Origin of the sequence: Metabacillus endolithicus (assembly GCF_023078335.1) — a bacterium.
GTDB classification, from domain to species: Bacteria; Bacillota; Bacilli; order Bacillales; family Bacillaceae; genus Metabacillus; species Metabacillus endolithicus.
In genome coordinates this window covers 1,006,358-1,026,051 of record NZ_CP095550.1, presented here as the reverse complement: position 1 = coordinate 1,026,051, position 19,694 = coordinate 1,006,358, and the positions used below count along the sequence as shown (strand labels likewise).

The 19,694-nt window shown below is 34.6% G+C and carries 20 protein-coding genes and 2 pseudogenes; 19 read left to right on the top strand and 3 right to left on the bottom strand.

The window, feature by feature from the left end; genetic code table 11:
* Positions 1-353: 353 nt before the first annotated feature.
* From MVE64_RS05670 to phoU, 9 genes and pseudogenes are all read left to right on the top strand, one after another.
* On the top strand, positions 354-2,150 hold the full coding sequence (locus MVE64_RS05670) for a methyl-accepting chemotaxis protein (RefSeq protein WP_247344564.1): 1,797 nt from the start codon (positions 354-356) through the stop codon (positions 2,148-2,150).
* Positions 2,151-2,328: 178 nt separating this feature from the next.
* Entirely contained in the window at positions 2,329-2,814 is a 486-nt protein-coding gene (locus MVE64_RS05665) for a DUF456 domain-containing protein (protein ID WP_247344562.1), read from the top strand.
* Positions 2,815-2,967: 153 nt separating this feature from the next.
* Positions 2,968-3,575, top strand: a pseudogene (gene sodA, locus MVE64_RS05660) (superoxide dismutase SodA).
* 145 nt (positions 3,576-3,720) lie between these two features.
* Positions 3,721-5,010, top strand: coding sequence for an MFS transporter (locus MVE64_RS05655; protein ID WP_247344559.1), 1,290 nt, complete (start codon positions 3,721-3,723; stop codon positions 5,008-5,010).
* A 216-nt stretch (positions 5,011-5,226) separates the two neighbouring features.
* Positions 5,227-6,216, top strand: coding sequence for a PstS family phosphate ABC transporter substrate-binding protein (locus tag MVE64_RS05650; RefSeq protein WP_247344556.1), 990 nt, complete (start codon positions 5,227-5,229; stop codon positions 6,214-6,216).
* A 166-nt stretch (positions 6,217-6,382) separates the two neighbouring features.
* On the top strand, positions 6,383-7,288 hold the full coding sequence (gene pstC / locus MVE64_RS05645; RefSeq protein ID WP_247346975.1) for a phosphate ABC transporter permease subunit PstC: 906 nt from the start codon (positions 6,383-6,385) through the stop codon (positions 7,286-7,288).
* A 1-nt stretch (position 7,289) separates the two neighbouring features.
* Positions 7,290-8,174, top strand: a complete 885-nt coding sequence (gene pstA / locus MVE64_RS05640; protein WP_098799553.1) for a phosphate ABC transporter permease PstA — start codon at positions 7,290-7,292, stop codon at positions 8,172-8,174.
* A 22-nt stretch (positions 8,175-8,196) separates the two neighbouring features.
* Positions 8,197-9,024: a phosphate ABC transporter ATP-binding protein PstB gene (pstB, locus tag MVE64_RS05635; protein ID WP_247344553.1), complete on the top strand. Its 828-nt coding sequence runs from the start codon at positions 8,197-8,199 to the stop codon at positions 9,022-9,024.
* Positions 9,025-9,140: 116 nt separating this feature from the next.
* On the top strand, positions 9,141-9,800 hold the full coding sequence (gene phoU, locus MVE64_RS05630) for a phosphate signaling complex protein PhoU (protein WP_121662844.1): 660 nt from the start codon (positions 9,141-9,143) through the stop codon (positions 9,798-9,800).
* Positions 9,801-9,843: 43 nt separating this feature from the next.
* Here the strand turns inward: phoU and MVE64_RS05625 are convergent, their stop codons facing one another.
* Together MVE64_RS05625 and MVE64_RS05620 are read right to left on the bottom strand one after the other, a co-directional pair.
* Positions 9,844-10,359, bottom strand: coding sequence for a hypothetical protein (locus MVE64_RS05625; RefSeq protein WP_247344550.1), 516 nt, complete (start codon positions 10,357-10,359; stop codon positions 9,844-9,846).
* Positions 10,356-10,715 (bottom strand): hypothetical protein, encoded by a 360-nt coding sequence (locus MVE64_RS05620; RefSeq protein WP_247344547.1) that lies wholly within the window; start codon positions 10,713-10,715, stop codon positions 10,356-10,358. The genes MVE64_RS05625 and MVE64_RS05620 overlap by 4 nt, the downstream gene beginning before the upstream one ends.
* Before the next feature lie 177 nt (positions 10,716-10,892).
* Between MVE64_RS05620 and MVE64_RS05615 the strand changes: the two genes are divergently transcribed.
* The 9 genes and pseudogenes from MVE64_RS05615 to MVE64_RS05575 all read left to right on the top strand — a co-directional run bounded on the left by MVE64_RS05615 (position 10,893) and on the right by MVE64_RS05575 (position 17,185).
* A complete protein-coding gene (locus MVE64_RS05615) occupies positions 10,893-11,363 on the top strand; it encodes a hypothetical protein (RefSeq protein ID WP_247344546.1) in 471 nt (156 codons plus the stop codon).
* Positions 11,350-12,534 (top strand): glycosyltransferase family 4 protein, encoded by a 1,185-nt coding sequence (locus tag MVE64_RS05610; RefSeq protein ID WP_247344543.1) that lies wholly within the window; start codon positions 11,350-11,352, stop codon positions 12,532-12,534. Before MVE64_RS05615 ends, MVE64_RS05610 begins: the two co-directional genes overlap by 14 nt.
* 97 nt (positions 12,535-12,631) lie before the next feature.
* Complete coding sequence (rpmG, locus tag MVE64_RS05605) at positions 12,632-12,781, top strand: 50S ribosomal protein L33 (RefSeq protein ID WP_026558749.1); 150 nt, start codon at positions 12,632-12,634, stop codon at positions 12,779-12,781.
* A 207-nt stretch (positions 12,782-12,988) separates the two neighbouring features.
* Complete coding sequence (locus tag MVE64_RS05600; protein ID WP_247346974.1) at positions 12,989-13,531, top strand: 5-formyltetrahydrofolate cyclo-ligase; 543 nt, start codon at positions 12,989-12,991, stop codon at positions 13,529-13,531.
* A 51-nt stretch (positions 13,532-13,582) separates the two neighbouring features.
* Positions 13,583-14,308 carry a DUF92 domain-containing protein gene (locus MVE64_RS05595; protein ID WP_247344540.1) on the top strand — a complete coding sequence of 242 codons (726 nt, stop codon included), beginning with the start codon at positions 13,583-13,585 and terminating at the stop codon, positions 14,306-14,308.
* A 27-nt stretch (positions 14,309-14,335) separates the two neighbouring features.
* Positions 14,336-15,271 carry an L-lactate dehydrogenase gene (locus tag MVE64_RS05590; protein ID WP_247344537.1) on the top strand — a complete coding sequence of 312 codons (936 nt, stop codon included), beginning with the start codon at positions 14,336-14,338 and terminating at the stop codon, positions 15,269-15,271.
* Positions 15,272-15,314: 43 nt separating this feature from the next.
* Positions 15,315-15,482 carry a hypothetical protein gene (locus MVE64_RS05585; protein ID WP_162987420.1) on the top strand — a complete coding sequence of 56 codons (168 nt, stop codon included), beginning with the start codon at positions 15,315-15,317 and terminating at the stop codon, positions 15,480-15,482.
* Positions 15,483-15,647: 165 nt separating this feature from the next.
* Positions 15,648-16,669, top strand: a pseudogene (locus tag MVE64_RS27740) (rhomboid family intramembrane serine protease); the annotation flags it as partial.
* Complete coding sequence (locus MVE64_RS05575; RefSeq protein WP_345740825.1) at positions 16,649-17,185, top strand: tetratricopeptide repeat protein; 537 nt, start codon at positions 16,649-16,651, stop codon at positions 17,183-17,185. The pseudogene MVE64_RS27740 and the gene MVE64_RS05575, both read left to right, overlap by 21 nt.
* Here MVE64_RS05575 and MVE64_RS05570 read toward each other — a convergent pair.
* Complete coding sequence (locus tag MVE64_RS05570; protein ID WP_247344535.1) at positions 17,182-18,051, bottom strand: hypothetical protein; 870 nt, start codon at positions 18,049-18,051, stop codon at positions 17,182-17,184. The genes MVE64_RS05575 and MVE64_RS05570 overlap by 4 nt on opposite strands.
* A 160-nt stretch (positions 18,052-18,211) precedes the next feature.
* Here MVE64_RS05570 and MVE64_RS05565 point away from each other — a divergent pair, with 160 nt between their 5' ends.
* Positions 18,212-19,675 carry a spore germination protein gene (locus MVE64_RS05565; protein WP_247344532.1) on the top strand — a complete coding sequence of 488 codons (1,464 nt, stop codon included), beginning with the start codon at positions 18,212-18,214 and terminating at the stop codon, positions 19,673-19,675.
* The last annotated feature ends 19 nt before the right edge of the window (positions 19,676-19,694 follow it).

Sequence of the window (19,694 nt, the reverse complement as noted above, 5' to 3'; positions counted from 1 at the left end):
ACACTTGACTCCTGCGGGAGGTAGAGGAAAGGCTGAGACCCCGCAGGCGAAGGCGAGGAGGCTCAGCTTCCTCCCCGCGGAAAGCAAGTGTCTGGAGCGCAATGTAACGAACCAGTTTTTATATTTAACTTTATTAAAAACACTTTTAAAAAAAGGCTAACCCAAAGGTCTAAAATCTAGACTTTTGGGTCAGCCCCTTTTTATATAATTACCATTAAATTAGCAAAATTGGTGGATCTTTTATTATAAAAATAAGAAGAAGGTCTTATTGACGTGGATGTTAATCTTAACACTAGCTTAACATTTCGATGTTATAATTAGTCGAAATTACACGAGATATGGAGGGCTTCAGCTTGGGATTGAAATGGGCGAACTACATAAAAAAGACACCAATACATAAGCAGAAATTTACACAGATAAAGCTTAAAAAGAGAGAGAATACAGAAAAGGAAAAGATACCAGAAACCAATTCTGTAATAAGTAGAGTTTTTTCAAAATTCAGTTTAAAAAATCGTTTATTGTTTTTATTTATTTTCTTACTGATTGTTTCTATTAATATTGTTGGAATTAGTTCTTACCTAAAGGCAAAAGATACAACAATTGAGACGATTGAAAACCGGATAAGCCGTGAATCAGAAGTGATGGCATACGTTGCTAAAAACTTAAAGTTCTTATATGTGAGTGATAATCTGTATTTTATGCAACAATTAGAGATTAGTATTCGTGATCAGCAACGACAGTTAGAATCAGACGGCATCCAATCGGATATCTTTTTTTATTCGGAGAATGAAATTAAACCATTTAAAATAAGTAATAAAGCAAACATTTCTTTTACTGAGTCTTTTAAAGAAAAAATAGCAAATGGAAAAAATGCTGTTTTTCATCAAACAATTGATGGAAAAGACTATACAATTTCTGTGATAAAAGTGCCAGAGATTAATGGGAAAACGTTTCTTGTTGTTCCAACTGAATCTTATTTAGGTCCAGTAAATGAAATGGCACAATTTATGATTATTGTAATGGCTGTGAGCTTAATTATTTCAACTATCCTTTTAATTATGTTTGTACGAAGTCTAACAAAGCCACTAAATGAGCTTCAAAATGTTATGACTGAGGTGCGTGAGGGGAATCTAAATAAAAAAGCCTTAATTAATACAACAATTCCTGAACTTCAATCTCTCAAAGTTAGTTTTAATATGATGATTGAACAGATGAGAGTCGTGATAAATGAAATCAATGAAACAACAACAGAGCTAGAAAATACCGGGGAAAATCTGAGCCATTCTTCAGAATATGCCCTTTCTTATAGCCGTCAGCTAATTGAAGCCATTAATGTTGTAAAACAAGGAGCAGAACAAACAGCAAGTAGCTCAGAAAGCAGTGTAAATGGCTTTCAATCAATGAAACATAGAATTGAACTTTTGATTTCCGGGATGGACACAGTTTTTCAGAGCTCTGAAGATATGAATTTATCTGCAAAGCGAGGAGAAAAGAACAACACATATTTAATCAATACCATCCATAGTTTCGAACAAGATTTTGAGCATATGACCTCAACGATTCAACAAGTAAAGAATCATTCCTCTTCTATCACAAATCTTGTAGGTTTAATTAAAGGTGTCGCCGATCAAACTAAATTATTAGCTCTTAATGCTACAATTGAGGCTGCAAGAGCAGGAGAAGCAGGAAAAGGTTTTGCTGTTGTTGCAAATGAGGTACGTAAACTAGCAGAACAATCCTCATTGGCAACTGTAGATATCTCAAAATCAATCGCTGAAATGGAAGATGTAACGATTCGAGCTACAAAAGAATTCGATGATATGCTTATGAAAATTAAACGCAACTTAGAAACAGCAAATTCATCAAAAGCATCTTTTGATGAATTAATGGTTGAAATTGAGACAGTGAGTAAACGACTGCAAGGAATGCAAGGAGAACTTCAAGGCTTAAAATCAGTTCTCCCAGACCTAGAGGAAGGAACGTTAAGCTTTTCATCCATTTCACAAGAAACTCTTGCAAGTTCAGAACAGATGCTTTCAACTAGTGGTGATCAAATACAGCAGATGGAAAGCACCCATGAAATTGGTTTACAATTAAAAGGTTTATCTAATTCATTGTCTAGTATTTCAAAACAATTTAACGTGAACTAAAAAAGACAGATTGTCTAAACACTCATATTTAGGCAATCTGTCTTTTAATTTTATATTAAATTGTGCTGTTCTAAGGGCCGTTTATTCTGCTTCATCATATATTATTAGAGAAAGAGTACTTAAATAATGTAATAAAAGTAGTCTGTAATAGCCACTATTTATTTTAAGGAGGTTTTTTATGCAAATAATCTATTGGTCCGTTATTAGTTTATTGTTTGTTGTTTCCTTTATTGGACTTATCTATCCAATTATTCCAAGTGTTCTTTTTATTGTTGCTGGATTTTTACTATATGGATGGTTTTTTGAATTTACTGAACTAACATGGTTATTTTGGATTATACAGGGATTCTTTATTGCTTTACTATTCGGAGCAGATTATTTAGCAAATCTGTTAGGGGTAAAAAAATTTGGCGGTAGTAAAGCAGCTATTTGGGGAAGTACGATTGGTCTTTTAGTTGGACCTTTTATTGTTCCGTTTATCGGTGTAATAATAGGGCCATTTATAGGTGCTGTAATTGCAGAGTTATTATTTCATAAGAAGGAATTTAAATTAGCTGTAAAATCAGGTGTTGGTTCTCTATTAGGATTTATTTCAGGAGTGTTTGCAAAAGGATTCATTCAATTAAGTATGATAGCGTATTTTCTTTTTCAGGTTTTAAGATAGGTTCTTCTGTTGTATATAATTTATTACTTGTGAGAAAACTGTTATGTGTTTGAATGCTTTTCAATTGAAAGTACAGGGCAATTTTGGTAACCTTAAACTTGAAAAGCTTACACAGGCTTTGATCACGTACATATATTAAGGAGGAACAAAAAAATGGCTTACGAATTACCACAATTACCTTATGCTTATGATGCACTAGAACCACATATTGACAAAGAAACAATGAACATTCATCACACAAAACACCACAACACTTACATTACAAATGTAAATGCTGCTTTAGAAGGAAATGCTGATCTAGCAGGTAAGAGTGTTGAAGAATTAGTTTCTAATCTAGACGCTGTACCTGAAGCTATTCGTCCAGCAGTACGTAATAATGGTGGTGGACATGCAAACCACAGTCTATTCTGGACAATTCTATCTCCAAATGGTGGCGGTGAGCCAACTGGAGAACTTGGTGAAGCAATTAATGCTAAATTCGGCAGCTATGACAGCTTTAAAGAAGAGTTTGCTAAAGCGGCAACAACTCGTTTCGGTTCAGGTTGGGCTGGTTAGTTGTAAACAATGGTCAATTAGAAGTAACAAGCACTCCAAACCAAGACTCTCCTTTAATGGAAGGAAAAACACCGATCCTTGGTTTAGATGTTTGGGAGCATGCTTATTACCTAAACTACCAAAACCGTCGTCCAGATTACATCGCTTCTTTCTGGAACGTAGTAAACTGGGATGAAGTTTCTAAGCGTTTCAGCGCTGCGAAATAATAAGAAGTTAAAGAGAAGGGCTAACAGACTTGTTAGTCCTTTTTTGTATGGTTTTTTCCACTCAATTTACTAATTACAAGATATATACATAACTACAAACCGATAAGACAAACTATGTACTAGAAGTTGAAGGGGAGTAGTTTTTATGTCAAAAATGAAAAAGATTATCGGTGATGTAGATGTAAGTAAGGATTTGATTTTATTATTAGTAATAGGAGGATTATATTCCCTAAGTATTGCACTTTCTAATACATTTGTGAACGTATACTTATGGAAACAATCCGGAAAGTTTATTGATTTAGCAATTTACAACTTATCAATTGTAGTGATGCAGCCTTTAACCTTTATTTTTGCAGGAAGGCTAGCTAAAAAAGTAGATCGTGTAATCGTATTAAGGCTAGGTGTAATTTTTTTAGCTGTTTTTTTCTTAAGTGTCCTTATGATTGGAGGATCTGCTGCTAAATTTCTTATCCTACTAGGCGGTACTTTAGGGATTGGTTATGGTTTCTACTGGCTTGCATTTAACGTTTTAACATTTGAGATTACTGAACCTGAAACAAGAGATTTCTTTAATGGATTTTTAGGTGTGATGAACTCAACAGCAGGAATGGTTGGTCCTATAGTGGCCGGTTTTGTCATCTCCAGGCTAAAAAACTTTACTGGTTATACGACAATCTTTACAATTTCTCTCTTATTATTCTCAGGCGCTGTAGTACTGAGCTTTTTTTTAAAGAGAAGAAAAGCCGAAGGAGATTTTATATTAAGACGAATTTTTCATGAAAGAAAGAATAATAAAAATTGGCAACATATTACAAGAGCGCATTTTTTTCAAGGATTAAGGGAAGGAACATTTGCTTTTGTCATTGGTGTTTTCGTCTTTATTACAACAGGCAGTGAATTAGCGTTAGGGACTTTCGGTTTAGTCAATTCAGGTGTAGCTTTTATAGGTTATTATCTTGCATCACGGGTGATAAAGAAAAATAAGCGTAAGCGTTTCATTTTAATAGGTGGAACTTTACTATATTTCTCAATTTATTTAATTTTGTTTGATTTGACTTATCAAAAGCTACTTATATATGCTGTACTCATTGCTATAGGGTATCCGATGTTACTCGTTCCGTATATGTCATTAACATTTGATGTGATTGGAAAGGCGTGGAGTGCTGCAAAAGCAAGAATAGAGTACATTGTAGTAAAAGAGATTTTTCTAAACGCAGGAAGAATTGTGTCAATACTAGGGTTTATCATTGCTATTTCTTTCTTTGATGAAAAACAAAGTATTCCGTTTTTACTTGCCATTATTGGAGCGGGGCACTTCGTTATATACTTTTTTGTAAAAAATGTTCAACTAGAAGAAAGCGAAGAAAGTTTAGAGCAAACTAGTCGAAAACCAGTTTTAAAAAACAATCTTGTTGATGGTGACAATAGTGGGTAAATATGGTTCGTTTTATTATGCAACAATTTCCATTGTATAAAAATAAAAAATGAATAATGTTCTAATAAACCTAATACCCATCTTTACGCAAAATATGACAAACTCCATCACAAATTTACAAAACCTTTACATTCAGTTAAAACGTTATTAATACTAGAGCGTTATTCTATTACTCGTAGGACAAAACAAAAAACACTCTTTAGGGGGAATTTGGCAATGAAAAGCTTTAAAAACCTAGCATTACTTATCGTAATGGGAATTTTAGTTGTTTTCGCAGCTGCTTGTGGTGGCGGAGAAACTGCAGAAGAAACGAACACTGGTAACGGAGAAGCTACTGAAGAAGAAGCAACTTTAGAAGGTAGCGTTGTAATTGATGGTTCTGGTACTGTATATCCTTTCATGGCAAGAATGGCTGAAAACTATATGGGTGAAAATGAAGAAGTTTCTGTTGAAGTAAGTCGTGCGGGTACTTCTGCTGGTTTTGAAAAGTTTCTTGTAGCTGAAAACGGAACTGATTTCAATGATGCATCTCGTCATATTAAAGATGAAGAAACAGCTAAAGCTGAAGAGCTTGGTATTGAAGTTAAAGAATTCCAAGTTGCTCTTGATGGTTTAACTTTTGTTATCAATAAAGAAAATGATTGGGCAACTGAAATGACTCAAGAAGAAGTTGTTAAAATCTTCCTTGCTGAAGGTGGAGTAACAAAATGGTCTGATATTAATCCAGAATGGCCAGCTGAAGAAATCAAGCCTATGGGTCCTAACGAAAACCATGGTACTAACGAGTTCATGTTTGAAACGATCATGGAAGAAAAAGATTTCGTTGATAGTGTAAACCTACAACAAGAATATTCTACTCTTGTAGATCTTGTTTCAAAAGATAAAAATGCAATTGCATTCTTTGGATATGGATACTACGATAGCAATAAAGATAAATTAAGCGCAGTTAATGTTGACTTTGGTAATGGTCCAGTTGCCCCAAGTTTAGATACAATTGGTTTAGATGATGAAGCTGGGTACAAACCATTTACTCGTCCAGTATTCACATACTTAAACGTTGATATGGCAAAAGAAAAGCCACAAGTTCTTGATTATGCAATCTACACTATGGAAAATGCTCAAGATGTAGCTGCTGAAACTGGTTTTGCTCCATTAAAAGATGAAGTAATTCAAGAATCAATCAGCTTCTTAGAAGGATTAAAATAATCATCCTCGAAGTTTTCCTAACTGTATGAAGATGAGAAGTTTAGCTTCTCATCTTCTTATGTATTTTCTTCTATTAAAACTATCTACAATAAAATTTTCACCTTACATAATATGTGGAGGATGGAAGGGGTTTTCGATCTTGGATAATAAAGAGAGCATCCGTGACATGATTGAAAAAAAGAGAAGCACGACAAATTTAACTTCAGTCACAGAAAAGTTCATGCCTAAATTTTTATTAGCAATTGCAACAATATCAATACTGACAACTATTGGTATAGTTGTTACTCTATTAACTGAAACAATTAACTTTTTTAGAGATGTATCATTTTTAGACTTTTATACAGGAACAATTTTAAAACCATTAGGTGATGATGCAGTATTTGGTGTACTTCCATTATTATTGGGAACTCTTTATTCAACAGTTATTGCCATGATAGTGGCTATTCCAGTTGGTTTAATGGCAGCTGTATTCTTGAGTGAATACGCTTCAGATAAAGTGCGAAGAGTTTTAAAGCCTATATTAGAAATTCTTGCAGGTATTCCTACGATCGTATATGGGTTTTTTGCTTACACCTTTGTAACACCCTTATTAAGATCATTTATACCGGCTCTAGAACCAACAAATATTTTAAGCCCTGGTATAGTGATGGGTATTATGATCATTCCAATGGTAGCTTCACTCTCTGAAGATGCAATGAGTTCTGTACCAAACACAATGAGAGAAGGTGCTCTTGCCCTTGGTTCGACAAAACTTGAGGTAACTTGGAAAGTTGTCATTCCAGCTGCTATATCTGGTATAATTGCTTCGTTTGTATTAGGAATTTCTCGTGCGATTGGTGAAACTATGATCGTCGCAATTGCAAGTGGAAGTAACAAGGACTTTACCTTTGATCTAACACAATCCATGCAGACAATGACTGCTTATATCGTTGAAGTAACTGGTGGGGAAGCTCCTGCAGGTTCAACTATTTATTACAGTTTATACGCTGTTGCTATGACATTATTTGTTTTTACTCTTATAATGAACCTAGTTGCTCAGTATATTTCTCGTAAATATAGGGAGGAATATTAAGATGAAATATGTAGATGTTGAACAGGTACAGAAAAAAATGGGATCGCGATTGTTTGCAAATAACCTTGCGAACGTTGTTTTTCTATTAGCTACTCTATTTGGATTAGTCGTATTATTAACATTAATCTATCGAGTATATTCAGATAGTATTGGATGGATTGACTTTCAATTTATTACGAATAAACTTTCAACAGATGCAGAACGAGCGGGTATTATGGGTGCGATCATGGGTACTTTATGGTTAATGGTCGTTGTTGCACCTGTTACAATGTTTTTAGGAGTCGGTACTGCAATCTACCTAGAGGAATATGCAAAAAACGGGAAATTAAAATCTATTATTCAAACTAATATTTCTAACTTAGCTGGTGTCCCATCGGTTGTATTCGGTATATTAGGATTGACTGTATTTGTACGAAGCTTTGGATTAGGCAATATTGTTCTTGCTGGTGGTCTAACAATGTCTTTATTAGTACTTCCAATTGTTGTTGTTGCAAGTCAGGAAGCGATTCGTGCTGTTCCACAATACCTTAGAGAAGCTTCTTATGGAATGGGAGCTACTAAATGGCAAACAATAAAAAATATCGTTTTACCGGCAGCCATTCCAGGGGTGTTAACTGGTCTAATACTTTCTCTCTCCAGAGCAATAGGTGAAACAGCACCTCTAGTTGTTATAGGTATTCCGGCTTTGTTAATTCCACTTCCAGATGGAATTTTTGATAAATTTACGATTTTACCTATGCAAATTTATTATTGGACTGTTGACTCTGCACTTGTTGCTGAATATGCAAACCTTGCTGCAGCTACAATCGTTATACTCTTAATCGTATTATTCTTAATGAATTCAATTGCAATCATTATTAGAAATAAGTTTCAAAATAGATTTTAATTTCTTGGGGGGTTTTCAAACTATGGCAGTTTTATCTGATAGTGAAAAGAAAAATGTAACGACTATTGAAAGATCAGAGAAGTCAGTGGATAAAAAGAGCGTTGTATATGATACAAAAGATTTAAATTTATGGTACGGCGGAGATCATGCATTAAAGAACATTAACCTTTCTATACATCAAAATGAAGTAACTGCAATCATTGGACCTTCTGGTTGTGGGAAATCGACATTTATTAAAACATTAAACAGAATGGTTGAATTAATACCTGTTGTTCGCATATCAGGAGATATCAGATATAGAGAAAAAAGTATCCTTGATAAGAGTTATAAGGTTGAAGATTTAAGAACAAGAGTTGGTATGGTTTTCCAAAAGCCTAATCCATTCCCTAAATCAATTTATGATAACATCGCTTACGGACCTAGAATTCACGGTATAAAAGATAAACGTATTTTAGATGAAATTGTTGAGAGAAGTTTACGTGGGGCTGCGATTTGGTCTGAAGTTAAGGATCGATTAAAAGAAAATGCATATGGTCTTTCTGGAGGACAGCAACAGCGTTTGTGTATTGCTCGCTGCTTAGCAATTGAGCCTGATGTTATCTTAATGGATGAACCAACTTCAGCGCTTGATCCGATATCAACTCTTAAGGTAGAGGAATTAATTCAAGATTTAAAGAAAGATTATAGCATTATCATAGTAACTCACAACATGCAACAAGCTGCTCGTATTTCAGATAAAACAGCGTTCTTCTTAAACGGAGAAGTTGTAGAATTTGATGCGACGGATAAAATCTTTTCAAATCCTGTTGATAAGAGAACTGAGGATTATATTACAGGTAGATTCGGTTAATAAAAAAGTCGTGCATTTCTAAAAGTGCACGACTTTTTTTATCCATTACTTATAGTAGTGTTATAAAGCTTTATTTTGGGGAATATATAACTGTATTTACATAGGAGGTAATCATTATGAGTATAAGAGAAAGATTCGAGATCGATTTAAAAAACTTAAGAGATAAATTAATTGAAATAGGAAGTGTTACTGAAATTGCACTTAACAAGTCAATTGATGCATTAGAAAAACAAAATATTGATGAAGCTCTTCAAATTATTGAGGATGATTATAGAGTGGACGACCTTGATGAAGAAATTAACGATTTAGCGATACTTTTAATTGCTAAACAACAGCCTGTTGCAACAGATTTACGAAGAGTTATTGTTGCAATTAAAATTTCAAGTGATATTGAAAGAATGGCTGATTTTGCAGTAAATATAGCTAAGTCAACAATTAGAATCGGCGATGAACCTCTTGTTAAACCAATTAAACATATTAGAAAGATGCACGAAATTGCTACAAAAATGCTCTCGTTATCGATAAAGGCTTTTAATGAAGAAGACCTTGTATTAGCAAAAGAAGTGGCTGATATGGACGACCAGGTTGATGAATTATATGGAGAAACAATTCGAGATATATTAGATCTCATGTCATCTAAAAAAGATAGCTATCAGCAACTTACTCAGCTTATGTTCATTTGTCGCTATATTGAAAGAACAGCAGATCATGCAACAAATATTTCTGAGAGTATTATGTACTTGATTAAAGGACAGAGATACGATTTGAATTCATAAGGAAATAAAAAACAGCTAAGAATAAGATCTTAGCTGTTTTACTTTACCTAGTAATCGCTTCTGCAAGTTGCTGGAACGTCATTCCTTTTTGGACTTCAAACGTGCCAAGCTGGACTCTTGTATGAAAGTTGTTTTTGATTAAATATTGATCAAATTCGAAAGATGAGGCAATTATGGCATTTTGTTCTAGAACATCAGAAACTTCACTAGTTGTCATGCCTTCTTTAATCGTAATATTATATTTTATTACTTCTTCTTTCTTTTCTTCAGTTTCTTTAGGTTGTTCGGTTTCTTTAGCCGTTTCAGTTTGTTGTTGATTTTCAGAGTCCTCTTGAACTACTTCTTCTTTTTTAAGTGCCAAAAGCTCTTCATACTCTTCAGATGTGATGGAAACTTGTCCATTGCTTTTAAGAAATTGGTTGACTTGTTTTTCAGTTACTTCTTTTTTCTCACTATCAGCAGTTGCAGATTGATGATCTGAAAGAAGATAGGTTCCGCCAAGAACAGAAGTTGCAACAATCATCCCTGCTGCAAAAGCTTGAAAGCCTAATTTACTCATGTTAATGCCCTCTCATTCTGTTCCACAATTGTGCGAATTTCTTCAACAGAAGAAGCTTCTGATAAAGCGATAGCTTCAAGTGACATACCTTGGCGATACTTTGCTAATATACGTTTAGGGTTTGCGCCCTCATCCTCTTGATAAGGTTTTGCTTGTTCTTTTAAAGGAACATCATTTTGTAATAATTCTTCTTCTACAATGCGCATTTTCTTTTTCAATTTATAAATCTCTTGCATTGCAGATAATTGTAAATGGTCTAATTCTTGTTCTAGTTCTTTAACATTGTCACGTTGGAAAAAAGATAATCCAATTAAAGCAATGCTTATAATAAATAAAATAATAATCACAATTGTCATCAATTTCACCTTCTTTGATTATTTCCCTTTACCTTTATATCATAATTTTTCGTTGTAAAGAAGTGATATTTTGAGGAAAATGTAGTTTTTTGACGATATTTCTTTTAAAAAGCAAAGTTTGAATACATTTCGCACATGGTATGATAAATAGAGTATGAAAATAAGAGAGGAATCTTTATGGAAACATATCATCTTCTTAATCACCAACATATTATTCGAAATCAATCGCCGGTTTCTGTCGATAATATAGAAATTTTCACTTATCCAGACGTTGTACTAGTTTCCTGGAAACTAGTTTCTTCTACTAAGATAGCAGTTTCCTCATTACTTGGAGAAGATTTTAATGATTTATTAGTAAGAGTTATTCTTTGTCGGCAGAATCAATTCAAAGAAGAATTTGCATTTAAGATAGATAAATGCAGTGGTGTTTTAGAAATTCAAAATCTTGAGACAGATACCTACTTTTGTGACCTCGTCGTAAGCAATTCTAAAAACGAATCTATAGTCATTAAAAGCTCTACTAAAAAAGAGTACCATAATCATAACGGAATAAAGAATCAACTTAACTGGAGAAAAGTAGTTGAAATGAAGGAGAGCGAGACGTGGGTGCCAATGTTCTCAGGGTATACAGATTATGATGAAGAGTGATCGTACAATTTTAATTTTAACACCTGAATTTGAAGAACATCTAGTTGGGGGACTTGGCAGGCATGTAAATGATTTCGTGGAGGAAGGGATTAAACATAATCTTACATTTATTATTTTAACGCCTTCCAAAAGTAATAAAGAAAGTTATTTAAAGAAAGAGAATATCCACATCTTTCACTTACTGCCATGGAAACAAAACTCGTCAGATTTGTTTGATTTTATTCGAAACATTAATTTTCGGTTTAGTCAATTTGTTCTTCAGGAGCTGCACATTCCATTTGATCTCATTCACGTACATGATTGGATGTTTTCAGCATCATCCTGTCAAATTAAGGAGGAATTACATAAACCATTAATTACGACCATTCATTCTACAGAACATGAAAGAAAACAATTTAATAATGGAAAAGAGCTTCCCAAAATAACCAAATATGAGGAACAGCTTATTGAAGCTTCAGATCAGCTAATCGTTTGCAGTTCTTATATGAAAAATATAATAGAAAACAGAGCAGTAAAACAAGAAATTCAAATAGAGGTAATACCAAATGGTGTTATCGTCGAAAACTATCAAAAAATGCTAGAGTCTTCACAAGCACTACAAAAGTTTTCTTTTATAGATTCTTCTTTTTTGTTTGCGATGGGAAGATTAGTAAAAGAAAAAGGATTTCACCTTCTCCTTGAGGCCTTCTCGATCATACATAAAGAGTATTCTGAATTAAATCTCGTTATAGCTGGTGAAGGACCTTATGAAGAACATTTAAAACAAATGGCAACAATTCTTGAAATCAAGAGCAACGTTTTTTTTACAGGTTTTGTGAAAGATGAGGAACGTAATACATTACTTAGCAATTGCCAAGCACTTATAGTACCGAGCTTATATGAGCCATTTGGGATCGTTGCTTTAGAAGGAATGGTATTGCATAAACCAATCATCTCATTTCAAGTTGGAGGCCTAGAAGAAGTGTTGTTACATGACCGTGGCATGTTAACTGCACAAATCAACAGCAAAAGTTTAGCAGAAACGATACTTTTTATTCTCTCACACCCTAAGCAGGCCGATGAGATTGCTCATACTGGGTATTTTGCTATTATAAAGGAGTATCAGTGGTCAATTCTTATAAAAAAGTTAATTTCTATCTATAAAAAGCCTGAATTTCTACAATATCTTTAAAATATAATGAAATAGATGTGGAATTTGTCAAATAAAAATGCTATTATATTAAAGTCTGATTTGTTTTATAGTTTTTTATGTTTGGAGGGAAAGAAACATGCGTGTGAATATTACATTAGCTTGCACTGATTGTGGCGAACGTAACTATATTTCTAAAAAGAATAAACGTAATAATCCAGATCGTCTTGAGCTTAAGAAATATTGTTCAAGAGAGAAAAAAATGACAGTACACCGTGAAACAAAGTAAGCAGTAGGATTTTATATCCTACTGTTTTTTTTATACGTTTATAGTATAAATTAGTAGCACAGGAGACTACTCGACGTAGTAGCTAATTTTATTTTATAAAGTATAAGTGCAACTAACTCTTCTGTCTTCACCTTTAGTTTCGCCAGTCAGCGAGTTTTCTATATGCTACTATAAACAAAAGGAGGGATATTCTTGAAGAAAAAGGAAATGAGAAGCGTTACGCTAAAACAACTTACCGAACTCAGTGATAAAGAATACCAACAGCTTTCAAAAGAAATACATAAGCATTTATTTTCTTTCTCAAAATGGAATAAGGCAAATACAGTAGCTGTTACAGTTTCTAGAGGCAGAGAAGTTGATACTTTTCCGATTATAAAACAAGCGTGGACTGAAAAGAAAACAGTCGTTGTTCCAAAATGCGATCCAGGTACCAATACGATGGAATTTAGAAGCATTACCTCTTTTGATCAGCTTGAGAAGGTCTTTTACGGATTAAAAGAACCCATCTTGTCAGAAACATCTGCTGTAAAAAACTCTGTAATTGATCTTATCCTTGTCCCAGGTATTTGTTTTGATAAAAATGGTTATCGAATAGGCTATGGTGGGGGATATTATGATCGATATCTTGTGGATTATAAAAATGATACTGTTTCATTAGCTTTTTCTTTTCAAGTAACTGACGAAGTACCTAGAGAAGCCCATGATGTTCCTGTATCCACCCTTATTACTGAGCAAGGAGTTATGAAGTAAGATGCTTTTAGGATTACTATTTATCTTGTTCCTCTCTTATAGGCTTGGAAAATGAGGTCACTGTCGATAAGCGGAATGATTGGTGCTTTTTTGGTAGGATCAGCTATTTTTTTAGGATTTGCTTGGAAAGGTTTATTTTTATTGGGTTGTTTCTTTGTAAGTTCAAGCCTGTTAAGTAAGGTTAAATCGAAGCAAAAATCTTTTTTACAGGATATCCTTTCTAAAGGAGATCAAAGAGATATCATGCAGGTGGCAGCTAATGGAGGCTTACCAGCAATTATTGCAGTTGTTTATTATTTCCAAGGTACAAACGATACACTGTACATCACATTGTTTTGCCTTTCATTAGCGGCTGCAAATTCAGATACATGGGCTTCGGAAATAGGTACACTAAGTAAAGGACGTCCAAGGATGTTGTTTTCTCTAAAAAAAGTGGAGAGGGGTACATCTGGTGCTGTTTCTCTGCTAGGCTCTTTTGCTGGATTGGTTGGGTCATTCTTTATTAGTATCATGTCAGGTTTCTTATTTTCTTTATCTATACTAGACGTTTTAGTAATGACACTGTTTGGTTTCCTTGGAAATATTTTTGACACTGTTCTAGGGCAAACTGTCCAAATAAAATACAAGTGTAAAGTTTGTCAAAAGGTAACTGAAAAAAGAATTCATTGTTCGAATATCGGGAGAAAATCTAATTCTTATGCTTTTATGAACAATGATGCAGTTAATTTTACAGCAATTGTATTGACGACGTGTCTAGCTTTTCTAATTTTCACTTAAATATCTCAATTGAAAGGATTTGACATAATGGCTGTGCATGTTAATCGTGTTGTTCTTATTGGCACTGGTTTAGTTGGATCTAGTTATGCCTTTGCGATGCTAAATCAAGGAGTTTCAGAGGAGCTTGTTTTAATTGATTTAAATAAGGAGAAGTCAGAAGGAGATGTGATGGACCTTAACCATGGTCTTGCGTTTGCTCCAAGTTCAACACGTATTTGGTTTGGGGATTATGAGGATTGTAAAGATGCTGACATTGTTGTTTTATGTGCTGGTGCAAACCAAAAGCCGGGCGAAACCAGATTGGATTTAGTTGATAAGAATTTGAAAATCTTTAAAAACATTGTAAAAAACGTTATGGACAATGAGTTTAACGGTATTTTTATTGTAGCGACAAATCCAGTTGATATTTTATCATATGCTGTTTGGAAATACTCGGGTCTGCCTCAGAGTCAGGTAATTGGATCAGGGACAATTCTTGACACAGCTAGGTTTAGATATTTATTGGCCGAACACTTTGATGTGGACACCCGTAATGTGCATGCCTATATTATTGGTGAACATGGAGATACAGAGCTTCCTGTATGGAGTCATGCAGATATAGGAGGTATGCCGATCTTAGATACGGTAACAGACCAAGAGGTCCTTGATCACCTCTTTGTTAGTGTAAGGGATGCGGCTTATCAAATTATTGAACGTAAAGGTGCTACCTATTATGGAATAGCAATGGGGCTTGTTCGATTAACAAAAGCCATTATTCATAATGAAAATTCTATTTTAACCGTTTCTTGTTTCTTGAATGGAGAATACGGAGAAAAAGATGTTTACATAGGTGTACCAGCAATTGTAAACAGTAAAGGAATTAAAAAGGTTTTGGAATTAAAGCTTAATGAAAAAGAAACGAAACAATTAAAACACTCAGTTAGTGTATTAAAGGAAACAATGTACCCTTTTTTTAAAGGATAAAATCGCCTCTTCCTACTAATGATAAAGTGTAGGAGGGATGATCATGAGACGATTAATTATGCTTGCGGCAGGTTCATTTGCTGTTTATCGTTATCGATATCGCATTGTAAATTTTGTATTAGGTCAACCGCAATTGCGTAGATATTTTATTAATTTATCGATGAGAATACCATTTATTAGAGATCGTTTTGTTAATCGTGCTTTCCATTGATTTTATCAGAAGAACCATTTTTAGAAATCAAAATGTAATGAAAATCCATCATAAAGGCTGACTTTCTTGTGAATTGTCAGCTTTTTTTCATCTGTAAAAGCAGAATCTTTCTTTTCTTTTTTATGTATTGATATAATAAAGAAAACTAAAGCGGAGCGGATTAAAATGGTCTTAGAACAGGATTACGTCTACTGGTCGTTTATTGAACAACTAGTTATTGAGCACAAGTATACAATCTTAGCTATCTCCCAAGATGGAAATGAGGTTATGCTCGAACCTTTTAGGAAGAAACAGTTTTCAATTATTAGGGTAAAGAGAACCGACGTTGATTGGGGTAATACACTTGCTATTGATATTGAACAAGCCGGTCGAAAATTTGAACAGCTGTTAAAAACAGGGGTTAGAGGTCCATTGACGGTTTTAAATATCTATTTTTCTAGCTTGCCGCCTGTAGATGATTATCCTGAAGTGTTTTTAAAGGGCTATAGTGGTGGAAAAAAGGGCAGCATTGACATTACCTCAATGATCCTTGTGAAAGATGAACTGAAACAAGGATTAGATAAGTTGTCAGACACTCTAAATCTTCCTTTAGACACTGTAAAAGATGTTGATTCTTCCGATGTGTCTGAATCTCAGCTTCATGAAATTAGGACAAGAGTAATCTCTCATCAAAATAAACTAAGAGAGGAAGAAAAAAGGCTCTTTCACAATGGCAAGCCTTTCTTTACTAATATTTTTCTAGGCATTCAAATTCTAATGTTTTTTGTGCTTGAGCTTTTTGGAGGAAGTACAGATACGAATACACTTATTCAGTTCGGAGCTAAATTTAATCCGCTTATTTACGATGGAGAATGGTGGAGGTTTATAACACCTGTTTTTCTACATATCGGGTTTCTTCATCTGCTTATGAACAGCTTTGCTCTCTTTTATATTGGGCCGGCAGTTGAAAGGGCTTATGGAAGAGGAAAATTTTTATTCATTTATCTTGTAGCAGGGGTTTCTGGATCAATTGTCAGCTTTGCCTTCAGTCCATTTCTGTCCGCTGGAGCTTCGGGAGCTATTTTTGGCTGCTTTGGTGCTCTACTATTTATTGGTGTCTATAATCGAAAAGTGTTTTTCCGAACGATGGGGCAAATATTTTAGTGGTTGTTGGTATTAACCTGGCGATGGGATTTGTAATCCCTAATATAGACAATGCAGGGCATATAGGAGGGTTAATAGGCGGATTTCTCGCTGCAAGCATCGTTCAGCTGCCCAACCAAAAAAAATGGTTTCTTAGAGTTGGCGGACTTATCATAACAGTCGCATTGTTAATAGGGTTATTCTTATACGGGATGGACCAATCAAAAGCACAATATAGTGAGTATAGAGCGATGAAGGGGCAGGAGCTTATTCAAAATGAAGAGTTTGAAGAAGCTTACACATATTTACAAGAAGCCATTTCAAGTGATCAGACTTCAAATGATATCTTGTTTTTATTATCTGTAGCTGCCATTCAATTGGAAAAATACGATGAAGCGGCGGAACACCTGCAACAAGTCGTTTCAAATGATGACAGCTACCACCAAGCACATTTTAATTTAGCAGTATTATACGCTAACCAAAATAAATTGGATTTAGCGCTAGAACAAGTGTCAAAAGCTCTAGAATATGATCCGAACAATGAAAACTACAAAGCTTTTCAAAATGAGCTTTCTCCTTAACTTTTAATGTTTTGAATCAATTTAAAAGGAGTACCGTCTTCTGCTTGAATTAGTACTAAAACATGGGAATAATCTTTTGCAAATAGAAGGAGAGGCATTGCACTACCAATTGGTTCAATGACTTTACCTTCTTTTGTTTTTAAACCTAAGAAATAGTTTTTATATAACCCCTCCCAAAGACTTCCGATGACTTCTTGTGTTTTTGACTTAGAAAGACCTAAAAGAGGTTCAGTGTTATATCTTGCAAGCTCCGTTAATGGAATAGCCTCGTACTCATTTTTATTTATCTGATAATGATCTATTAAATGATTCCAGCTATATTCAAGGTGTTGTGCCTTTACTTTGTCTAAAATATCTTTCCACTCATGTTCTTCCTCTGTTTGTGCGTTCTTAAATGAAAAAGCACTTGTGAATTCCGAATCAATGACATATAAATGATCACTTGTCATCTGCTGTGTACTACGGATTTGATTATCTTCCAAATGGATCTCACCATAATGAAGACTAATGGCTTCATAATGGCTACTGTCTTCACCATTTACCTTTTTAAACTGTGCGAGCTTTTGGCTTTGGTCTTCCCACTCTGATAATGTATCAATTAATTTACCATCAGAGAAAAGAAGAGATAAATCTTGTCTAAGAAAAATAACTTTGTCTGTGAACGAATTAACGTCCCATTCAATTACATACTCATCATCATCCATATTTTCAACAAATTCAAGTGAAGTTGAAGCTGTTGTAAAAGCTACAGAATCGGTAATGGGAAAAAAGATGATGCTCTCACGAACACGTTGACCATGTGAGAAATAAAGAATACCAGACGTTATAAGGGCAAGAATGATGACAATCATCCATTTTGTTTTCATTTTATCAACTCCGAGAAGGACAGGTTGCTAAATTGTATGTTTCAATTTACAATTTTATGAGTACAAGCTAAAAAATAACAAATTAATGTAATGTAGGTATGTTTTACCAATAATTCGTCAAAGATGTGTAACAAATCGTGATACGAAATGGAGAAATCTTATGGCGTATGAGGTAGAAAAAAAGATTGTAACAAAGGATTTTCAGGAAAATACATCGTACTTAAATGAACGATTGGGTGTAAAGAAAAGCTTTGATGTTATTCAGCTCGATGTTGAGTATGCTGGACGTAAAATGGCGTTATTTATGGTGGATGGTTTTGTAAAAGATGATATCTTACATTATTTAATGAGATATTTATCTGAGCTTACACCAGAGCAGCTCGAGGAAAATACTCTTGAAAAGCTGCTCAAAACGTATATCCCGTACGTTGAAATTGAGAAAACAGATGATTTAAATACTGTTGTTGGAACGGTTTTGGCAGGGCCAACAGCTCTTGTTATAGAGGGTATTGATCAAGTCATCTTAATTGATGCCCGTACATATCCTGTCCGTGGGCCACAGGAACCGGATATGGAAAAAGTTGTTAGAGGTTCAAGAGACGGGTATGTAGAAACAATCGTTTTTAATACGGCATTAACAAGACGAAGAATTAGAGATCGATCTCTCAGAATGGAGTATTTACAAATAGGTAGACGTTCGAAAACAGATGTGGTTGTTTGCTATTTAGAGGATATTGCAGACATGGAACATGTTGAGGATCTAAAAAAGTCGCTACTGGCTATTGATACAGACGGTCTTCCTATGGGAGAAAAAACAGTTGAGGAGTTTATCTCAGGTCGACATCTTAACCCATATCCAGTGGTAAGATACACAGAACGTCCTGACACAGCAGCAGCTCATATATATGAGGGGCATGTGATTGTTTTTGTTGATGGGTCTCCTAGCGCACTTATCACTCCAACAACATTTTGGCATCATTTGCAGCATGCTGAGGAATATCGAAATAAGCCGATTGTCGGAGCTTACTTACGAATGGTTCGATTTATCGCAGTGTGGGCTTCAATTTTTATTTTACCTCTGTGGTATTTATTTGCTAATAATCCTGGTCTATTGCCACCTGGTATGAAATTTGTTGGTATTGAAGATCCGGGTCAAGTACCATTACTTCTACAGTTTCTTCTGATTGAAGTTGGAATTGATATCTTAAGGATGGCTGCCATTCATACCCCATCATCGTTAGCAACTGCTCTGGGGCTTGTTGCCGCCTTAATGGTTGGACAAGTAGCGGTAGAAGTTGGCCTTCTAACAAACGAAGTGATTTTATATTTAGCTATAGCGGCAATAGGTACCTTTGCAACTCCTAGTTACGAATTAAGCCTAGCTAATCGAATTTACCGTATTGTGTTACTTCTATTTACCGCATGGTTAGGAGTAATAGGATTAGTAGCTGGTATTACTGGCTGGATTATTATGCTTGCGCGTATGAAGTCCTTCAATGTTCCATACCTATATCCGTTTATCCCATTTAATGCACGTGCTCTAAGGGATGTTTTATTCCGTTCACCAATGCCATTGAAAAATCGTCGACCAACATTTTTACATCCACAAGATCCTGATCGTTAAAAAAGGGGGCGACAATTTG